The organism is Micrococcus sp. KRD096, assembly GCF_017168495.1.
GTDB lineage: Bacteria > Actinomycetota > Actinomycetes > Actinomycetales > Micrococcaceae > Micrococcus > Micrococcus luteus.
In genome coordinates, this window is record NZ_JABFAY010000017.1 from 66,163 (window position 1) to 74,552 (window position 8,390).

At 71.3% G+C, this 8,390-nt stretch carries 5 protein-coding genes, 1 tRNA gene and 2 pseudogenes; all 8 read right to left on the reverse strand.

The features are described from left to right. Positions 1-181: pseudogene (locus tag J1M41_RS08160) on the reverse strand (IS30 family transposase); the annotation flags it as partial. 55 nt (positions 182-236) lie between these two features. Next, a pseudogene (locus tag J1M41_RS08165) lies at positions 237-1,162 on the reverse strand (IS3 family transposase); the annotation flags it as partial. 204 nt (positions 1,163-1,366) lie between these two features. After that, a complete protein-coding gene (lepB, locus tag J1M41_RS08170) occupies positions 1,367-2,113 on the reverse strand; it encodes a signal peptidase I (protein ID WP_206451531.1) in 747 nt (248 codons plus the stop codon). A 2-nt stretch (positions 2,114-2,115) separates the two neighbouring features. Continuing rightward, on the reverse strand, positions 2,116-3,096 hold the full coding sequence (locus tag J1M41_RS08175; protein ID WP_036340441.1) for a ribose-phosphate diphosphokinase: 981 nt from the start codon (positions 3,094-3,096) through the stop codon (positions 2,116-2,118). 111 nt (positions 3,097-3,207) lie between these two features. After that, complete coding sequence (glmU, locus tag J1M41_RS08180) at positions 3,208-4,701, reverse strand: bifunctional UDP-N-acetylglucosamine diphosphorylase/glucosamine-1-phosphate N-acetyltransferase GlmU (RefSeq protein WP_192592998.1); 1,494 nt, start codon at positions 4,699-4,701, stop codon at positions 3,208-3,210. A gap of 37 nt (positions 4,702-4,738) precedes the next feature. Then, positions 4,739-4,810, reverse strand: a tRNA-Gln gene (locus J1M41_RS08185). A 64-nt stretch (positions 4,811-4,874) separates the two neighbouring features. Further along, on the reverse strand, positions 4,875-6,368 hold the full coding sequence (locus J1M41_RS08190; protein WP_342214087.1) for a sugar transferase: 1,494 nt from the start codon (positions 6,366-6,368) through the stop codon (positions 4,875-4,877). A gap of 141 nt (positions 6,369-6,509) precedes the next feature. Further along, complete coding sequence (locus J1M41_RS08195) at positions 6,510-8,351, reverse strand: ABC-F family ATP-binding cassette domain-containing protein (protein WP_206451532.1); 1,842 nt, start codon at positions 8,349-8,351, stop codon at positions 6,510-6,512. Positions 8,352-8,390 lie beyond the last annotated feature (39 nt).

An 8,390-nucleotide genomic window follows, 5' to 3' on the forward strand; every position in this document is an offset into this window, starting at 1 on the left:
ATGCCTCGACCGTGGTGACGCCGGTGGCGATCACACGCCAGAACTGGCGTTGGACCTCCCGTGAGGGCTGCGGCCTGCCAGGAGAGCGCATCGGGGCCCGCAAGGCCCGATCCGCTCTCCACTGCCGACGTGTCCCCTCGGGCACGTCACTGATCTTCCTCGCCCAGTCCTTGCTTGCCATCGCCCATACCTCCAGTGATTCCGAGAGGGTGTTGCGACGACCGATTGAATCCACCGACCGACCCGTGGTCGCTGTGAAATACGCTGCCCTTGAGGGTGCCCCGGGTTGCGGCGGCGGCCTTCAACGCGTCCTCGACGAGCTCGGTACGCATGTGGTCAGCGATGGCCCACCCGACAAGCCGACGGCTGTAGCAGTCGATCACGGTCGCCAGGTAGAGGTTCGTGCCGTCGGCGATCGGCAGATAGGTGATGTCGCCGACGTAGCGCAGCCCTGGCGCCGGGGCGGTGAAGTCGCGCTTGAGCAGGTCGGGGTACTTCTGGCCAGACGGTTCGGGGATCGTGGTCCGCACCCGCCGCTTCTTCACATAGCCCCGGATTCCTTGCAGCCGCATCACCCTGGCGACGCGCTTGTGGTTTACCCGCTCACCGGCAGGCGCGCTGTCGTTGAGCTCGGCGGTGATCCGTGGCGCACCCTGGGTGTTGTCCTCGGCATGGACAGCCCTGATCCGCTCTGCCAGCGCCGCGTCGTCAGCTGCCCTGGCTTCTCGGGCCGGGGCAGCCTTGAGCCAGGCGTAGTAGGACGAGCGCTCGATCTCGACGAGCTCACACAGTCGCTTCACCTCGAAGGTGGCGGAGTTGTCGGCGACGAACTGGAAGCGACTCACCAGCCCGTCTCCCCAGCGAAATACTTGGCCGCCCGCTGGAGGATCTCCCGCTCGGTGGTCAGCTTCGTCGTCTCGACCTCGAGCTCGTTGACCCGGGCCTCGAGCCGGGCGATCTTCTGCTCAGGCGTCTCACCGGCGGGACCCGTAGGGCTTGTCGGCGACGGCTTGGACTGCAGTGGGCTGGAGGTCAATGTCCCGTCAGCGGCGGTCTTCTTGCCGGTCCCGTAGACCTCGAGCCAGTGCCGCAGCGTGCCGCGCACGATGCCGAGATCCTCGGCGATGCCGCGGACCGTGGCGCCCGGGGTGGACTCGTACAAGTCGACGGCCTGACGACGGAACTCCTCGGATTAGTTCTTCCTGGCCATGATTCCTGGATCATCTCGCTTCCCCAGCAGGTGCTGGATTCAGCGTGTCCAAGAACCGGGGTCAAGCCCCCTCTGGCGCGGTTTCGTCATGCCCCTCAACCGATGAAGATCCACTATATCGGCGCCCTTTCGCTGGATTTCAACCACTTGCGGGTGTCAGTGCCCGCCCCAGTGCGTGGGCGGCCACACCGTCACGAAGACCTCGCCCACGATGTCCTCGCGGGTGACGAAGCGCGCGCAGTCCCCGGCCTGGTCGGCGGGGATGCCGCGGCACGCGATCACGGAGTCGGCCGAGTTGGAGCGGTGGTCGCCGAGCACGAGCATCGAGTCCTCCGGCACGGTGACCGGGCCGAAGCAGCGCGCGGAGATCACCTCGGACTCGCAGTCCAGCTCGTCCCGGAGGAACGGCAGGTCGTTGTGGATGTACGGCTCGTCCAGGGGCTCCCCGTCCACCGTCACCGCGCCCTCGGCGGTGCAGCACTCCACGGTCTGCCCCGCGGTGCCGATCACGCGCTTGACCAGGGCCTGCTCGTGCGAGCGGCCGATGCCGGTGAGGTCGCCGAACGTGCGGACGGCGTTCTCCACGGCCCCCTCCGGTGGCATGGGGTGCGCCCAGTCCTCGTTGGCCGTGAAGACCACCACGTCCTGGGCGTCGGCCGCCCCGTCCGGGTAGGCGGTGCGGTTGACCAGCATGCGGTCCCCCACCTCGAGGGTGTTCTCCATCGAGCCGGACGGCACCGAGTACACCTTCACCCACAGGGCCTGCACCACGGCGACGACCGCGAGGGCCACCACCACGTTCAGCAGCAGGGAGGCCCAGAACGGCAGGCGCGGACGGTGAGGCTGCGGCGCGGCCACCGCGCCGCCGTCTTCCCCGTGGGCCGGCTCGACGCGCTCGGCCATGGTCAGGCGACGCCGTCGAACAGGCTGGTGACCGAGCCGTCCTCGAAGACCTCGCGGATCGCGCGGGCGATCAGCGGGGCGATCGAGAGCACGGTGAGGGTCTCGAAGCGCTTCTCCTCCGGGATGGGCAGGGTGTTGGTCACCACGACCTCACGGGCGCCGCACTCGCCGAGACGCTGGGCGGCCGGGTCCGAGAACACCGGGTGCGTGGCGGCGATGATGACGTCCTTGGCGCCGGCGTCCTTGAGGATCTGCACGGCGCCGGCGATGGTGCCGCCGGTGTCGATCATGTCGTCGATCAGCACGCAGACGCGGCCCTCGACGTCCCCGACCACGGTCTTGGACTCGGCCTTGTTCGGAACGGTGAGGTCCCGGCTCTTGTGCACGAAGCCCAGCGGCACGCCGCCCAGGCGGTCCGCCCACTGCTCCGCCACGCGCACGCGACCGGTGTCCGGGGAGACCACCGTGACCTCCTCGCCCTCCACGCTGGAGCGGATGTGGTCCGCCAGCAGCGGGATGGCGAACAGGTGGTCCACCGGGCCGTCGAAGAAGCCCTGGATCTGGGCGGTGTGCAGGTCCACGCTCATCACGCGGGAGGCGCCGGCGGTCTTGTACAGGTCCGCCACGAGGCGGGCCGAGATCGGCTCGCGGCCGCGGCCCTTCTTGTCCTGGCGGGCGTATGGGTAGAACGGCGAGACCACTGTGATGCGGCGGGCGGAGGCGCGCTTCATGGAGTCCACCATGATCAGCTGCTCCATGAGGTGGTTGTTCAGCGGCGCCGGGTGCGACTGGATGATGAACACGTCCTTGCCGCGCACCGACTCGCCCGAGCGCACGTAGATCTCGCCGTTGGCGAAGTCGTAGGCGCTCATGGGGAGCAGCTCGGTGCCCAGCTCCTCGGCGATCTCCTGCGCGAGCTCGGGGTGGGCGCGGCCCGTGGCCAGCACCAGTCGCTTGTCCTCGCTGCGGCTCAGCTCCGTCATGACGTCCTCAACATCCTTCGTGGTCTCGCGTTCCAGGACCGACGGCGTCCGGCGTCGGTGTCGGCCGCCCGGGGCGGCCCGGTCCTCGCACCCATCCTAGGGCGCGAGGGATCAGCACTCGGCGTCCGCGACCGTCGCCCCGGCCGCCTCAGCGGCCTGCGCGGACGTGCTGCCGGGGCGCTTGGCGGGCACCCAGCCCTCGATGGTGCGCTGCGCCACGGCGTTCAGCGCCAGGGCGCCGGCCGGGACGTCGTCGCGGACCACCGCGCCGGCACCGGTGTAGGCGCCGTCGCCCACCGAGACCGGGGCCGTGAACACCGTGTTCGAGCCGGTGCGCACGTGGGCCCCGATCACGGTGCGGTGCTTGGCGACGCCGTCGTAGTTGGCGGTGATGTTGCCGCAGCCGATGTTGGTGTACTCGCCGATCTCGGCGTCCCCGGCGTAGCCCAGGTGGGAGAGCTTGGCGCCGCGGCCCACGGTCACGTTCTTGGTCTCGTAGAACGCGCCGATCTTGCCGTCCTCCCCCAGCACCGTGCCCGGGCGCAGGTAGGTGAACGGGCCGACGGTCGCGCCCGCGCCGATCACGGCCTCCGTGGCGTCGGTGCGCTTCACCACGGCGCCCTCCCCCACCTGCGTGTCCGTGAGGGTGGAGTCCGGGCCGACGACGGCGCCCGTGGCCACCGACGTCGCCCCATGCAGCTGGGTGCCGGGCTTGAGCGTGACGTCCGAGGCGAGGGAGACGGTGACGTCCACCCACGTGGAGGACGGGTCGACGACCGTGACACCCTCCTTCATCCAGCCGCGCAGCACGCGGTCGTTGAGCTGGCGGCCCAGGTCGGAGAGCTGACGGCGGTCATTGGCGCCCTCGACCTCCCACACGTCGTCCGTGCCCACCGAGGCGACACGGCCGCCCTCGGCGCGGGCCATGCCGAGCACGTCCGTGAGGTACTTCTCGCCCTGCACGTTGTCCGTGGAGATCTCCGGCAGGGTGCGGCGCAGCAGGGCAGCGTCGAAGGCGTAGATGCCGGAGTTGACCTCGCGGATCGCCACGAAGGAGTCGTCCCCCGTGGACTCGGCGTGGGCGAGGGCGTCCTTGTGCTCCATGATCCGCTCCACGAGGCCCTCGGCGTCGCGGACGATGCGGCCGTAGCCCGTGGCGTCCTCGAGGGTGGCGGTGAGCACGGTGACGGCGTTGCCGTCCGCCTCGTGGTCCGCGACGAGGCGGGCGAGCGTCTCCGGGGTCAGCAGCGGGACGTCGCCGTAGGTCACCACGACGGTGCCCTCGATGTCCGCGGGCAGGGCGGCCAGGCCCAGCTCGACGGCGCGGCCGGTGCCCGGCACGTCGTCCTGGTCGGCGATCGCCAGCGCGTCGATGCCCAGCTGGGCCGCCACCGTCTCGAGGTGCTCGGCCACGCGGGCCCGCTCGTGCCGGACCACGGCCACGAGGTGCTCCGGCGCGAGCGACCAGGCCGCCGCGAGCGCGTGGCCCACGAGGGAGCGCCCCCCGATCGCATGCATGATCTTCGGCGTCGTCGACTTCATGCGGGTGCCCTGGCCCGCGGCCAGGACGATCACGGCGGAGGGACGGGCGGACGGCTGGGACATGGGGGCTCCTGCACCGGTGGGGGTCAGCGGACGGGGGTTCCGCCCCTAGGATTCGAACCTAGACCGCACGGCTCCAAAGGCCGGCGTGCTGCCATTACACCAGGGCGGAGCGCCGGACCCCAGGGGGCGGCGACGACGGCCCATTCTTCCACACGGGTCGCGCGGATCCGGGGTCAATAGGCGCCGTCGGCGGCGATCACGGCCTTGACGGTCCGCCCCAGGATCACGAGGTCGCCCAGGATGGACCAGTTCTCCACGTAGTAGAGGTCCAGGCGGACCGCCTCCTCCCACGGGAGGTCGGACCGGCCGGAGACCTGCCACAGCCCCGTGATGCCGGGCTGCACCAGGAAGCGGCGGTGCACGTACTGCTCGTAGGCCTCGACCTCGTGCGGCAGGTGGGGCCGCGGGCCCACGAGGGACATGTCCCCCCGCAGCACGTTCACGAGCTGGGGCAGCTCGTCGATGCTGGTGCGGCGGATGAGCTTGCCGACCCGGGTGATGCGCGGGTCGTCCTTCATTTTGAACAGCACGTCCGCATCCCCGCCGTCTGAGACGAGCCGCTGCCGGATCTCCTCGGCATCCACCACCATGGAACGGAACTTGAGCATGGTGAACGGCCTGCCGCCGAGACCGATGCGCTCCTGCCGGAACAGCACCGGCCCGCCGTCCGTGGCCTTGACCGCGATCGCGACGGCGATCAGCAGCGGCGAGATGGCGATCAGGCCCAGCCCCGACGCGACGACGTCGAACGCCCGCTTGGCGAACGCCTTGCCCTCGGAGAGGCGCGGGGTGGAGAGGTGGATGAGCGGCAGGCCCGCGAGGGGCTGCGTGTGGAGGCGGGGTCCGGCGACGTCCACGAGCGCGGGCGCCATGATCAGGGAGACGCCGCGCTCCTGCAGCTCCCAGCCGAGCCGGCGGACGTCCGAGGGGACGAACGGGTGGCCCGAGGTGATCACCACGGCTTCGACGTCGCGCTCCTCGACGAGGGCGACCACGTCCTCCACGGTGTCCAGGTCCGTGGAGACCGGTATCGGGAGGTAGTCCTCCCGCCGGGCCTTGTATCCGGGGAGGGCCGCGGCCACGGGGGCGTAGCCGGCGCCGGCCTCGGAGTCGAGGGCCTCGAAGATGTGCCGGACGGCCTTCGGGCCGCCGACGAGCAGGAGCCGCCGCCGGAACCTGCCGCGGTGTCGCTGCCGCGCCACCCACCCGCGCACGAGGAACCGGCCCAGCAGGAGCAGGAGCACGCCCAGCGGCAGAGCCAGGCCCACGTAGCCGCGCGCCACTTCGAGACCTGCCGCATAGGCGAGGATCGCGACGGTGCCGAAGAGGTAGAGGGTGCCCTGCAGGACCCGCTTGTACTCCTCGGTGCCCACCCCCAAGATCCGGATGTCCCGGGAGCCTTGGATGGTCAGCGCGAGCACCCAGGCCGCGCTCAGCGCGAGGCTGATGACGCTGTAGTCGACGAGTGCGGCGCCCGGGAGGGTGGTGCGCCGCGGTCCGCCGAAGCGGAGCTGGGCCGACACGAAGGTGGCGAGCAGGACCGCGACCACGTCCACGACCAGGACGAGTCGCGGAAGGCCTCGCTCCCAGGGCCGGCCCAGGACACGACCGCGGGCGGTCGAGCCCATGCGAAGCGTGGTCGACTCGTCACCGGGGCTCGCGAACACGCTCTGCTCCTCCGTCCTGACGCGGGGGGATGGTCCACGTCATGTGGGCCGGGCATGGTGCCGTGCCCCGGCCCCCGATTATAGGACGGAAACAGTCGCCGGCTGTGCGACCTGCCGCACTCTCCTGTGCGCGCCCGCCCGTCAGTCCCCTTCGGCGAGTTCAGCGGCCTGCAGCCACTCCTCCTCCAGGACGTCCAGCTGCGCGTCGAGGTCCTTCAGGTCGGCGGAGGCCGCGGTGAGGGCGTCGAAGTCCTGCGCCTGCCCCAGCTCGGCCATCCGCGCCTCGAGGCCGGACCTCCGGTCCCGGAGCCGGGTCATCTGCTTCTCGAGCCGGGCCATCTCCTTGCGGGCCAGCCGACGCTCCGCCTCGGTGGGCCCGGTGTCCTCCTCCGGCCCGCCCATGCCCGCGCACGTCCCGACGACGTCGTTGCGGCCCCGAGCTGCGCCGGCTCCCCGGGCCGGGCCGCCGGCGTCGTCCATCGCGGCGCGCAGCTCGAGGTACTGGTCCACCCCGCCGGGCAGGCCGCGGACCTTGCCGTCCCCGAGCAGGGCGACCTGGTGGTCGGTGACGCGCTCGAGCAGGTAACGGTCATGGGAGACCACCACGAGGGTCCCCGGCCACCCGTCGAGCACGTCCTCGACGGCGGCCAGGGTGTCCGTGTCCAGGTCGTTGGTCGGCTCGTCCAGCATGAGGACGTTGGGCTCGCCCACGAGCAGGCGCAGCAGCTGCAGGCGCCGGCGCTCGCCGCCCGAGAGCTCCGAGACCTGAGTCCACTGCCGGGAGGTGCCGAAGCCGAGCATCTCGAGCAGCTGGCCGGAGGACATCTCGCGGTCACCGACCTGGAAGGACGAGCCTTCGCGGGCCATGACTTCGGCGACGCGCAGGTGGGCGACGTTGTCGAGCTCCTTCACGTCCTGGGTGAGGGTGGCCGAGACCACCGTCTTGCCGCGCTTCACCCGCCCCGAGTCCGGAGCGATGCGGCCGTCGAGCAGGCGCAGCAGGGTCGACTTGCCCGCACCGTTGACGCCGACCACGCCGAGCCGCTCGCCGGGCGCCAGGCGCAGGGTGACGTCGTCGAGGATCGGCTTCTCCCCCAGCGTCAGGCTCACGTGCTCGAGGTCGAGGACGTCCTTGCCGAGCCGGGCCGTGGCCATCTTCGCCAGGGACACCGAGTCGCGCGGGGCGGGGACGTCCTCGATGATGGCGTTGGCCGCCTCGATGCGGAACTTCGGCTTGGACGTGCGCGCCGGGGCGCCACGGCGCAGCCAGGCGAGCTCCTTCTTCACGAGCTGCTGACGCTTCTGCTCCGTCACCGCCGCCTGCCGGGAGCGCTCCGCGCGCGCGAGCACCCACGCCGCGTAGCCGCCGTCGAACGGGTCCACCGTGGCGTCGTGCACCTCCCACGTGCGCGTGCAGACCTCGTCGAGGAACCACCGGTCGTGGGTGACCACCACGAGGCCGCCGTCGGTGGGGCGCCAGCGCTGCGTCAGGTGGCGGGCGAGCCACGCGACGCCCTCGACGTCCAGGTGGTTGGTGGGCTCGTCGAGGAAGAGGACGTCGTCGTCCCCGGCGAGCAGACGGGCCAGGGCGACGCGACGGCGCTGGCCGCCGGAGAGGCCCCGCACGGACTGCTCCAGGTCGAAGCCGTCGAGGAGTCCGCCCAGGACGTCCCGGGCCTTGGGGTCTGAGGCCCACACGTGGTCGTCCACGTCCCCGACCACGGCCTGACGCACAGTGTGCTCCGGGTCGAGCCGGTCCTGCTGGTCCAGCACGCCCACGCGGACGCCGCCGCGGCGGGTGACGCGGCCCGTGTCGGGTTCCTGGAGGCCGGCGAGGATGCGCATGAGCGTGGACTTGCCGTCGCCGTTGCGGCCCACGAGTCCGATCCGGTCCCCCTCATCCACGCCGAGGGAGAGGCCCTCGAGGACGGTGCGGGTTCCGAAGGCGATGCCGATGTTCTCGGCGCCGAGCAGGTGGGCCATGGAGGAGGTGGTCCTTTCCGGACGGAGGAGGGGTGGTCG

Excerpts from the sequence above, each read along its gene's own strand:
- lepB (WP_206451531.1), bottom strand. The coding sequence starts at position 2,113 with ATGGCCGAGCGCGTCGAGCCGGCCCACGGGGAAGACGGCGGCGCGGTG.
- J1M41_RS08175 (WP_036340441.1), bottom strand. The coding sequence starts at position 3,096 with ATGACGGAGCTGAGCCGCAGCGAGGACAAGCGACTGGTGCTGGCCACG.
- glmU (WP_192592998.1), bottom strand. The coding sequence starts at position 4,701 with ATGTCCCAGCCGTCCGCCCGTCCCTCCGCCGTGATCGTCCTGGCCGCG.
- J1M41_RS08195 (WP_206451532.1), bottom strand. The coding sequence starts at position 8,351 with ATGGCCCACCTGCTCGGCGCCGAGAACATCGGCATCGCCTTCGGAACC.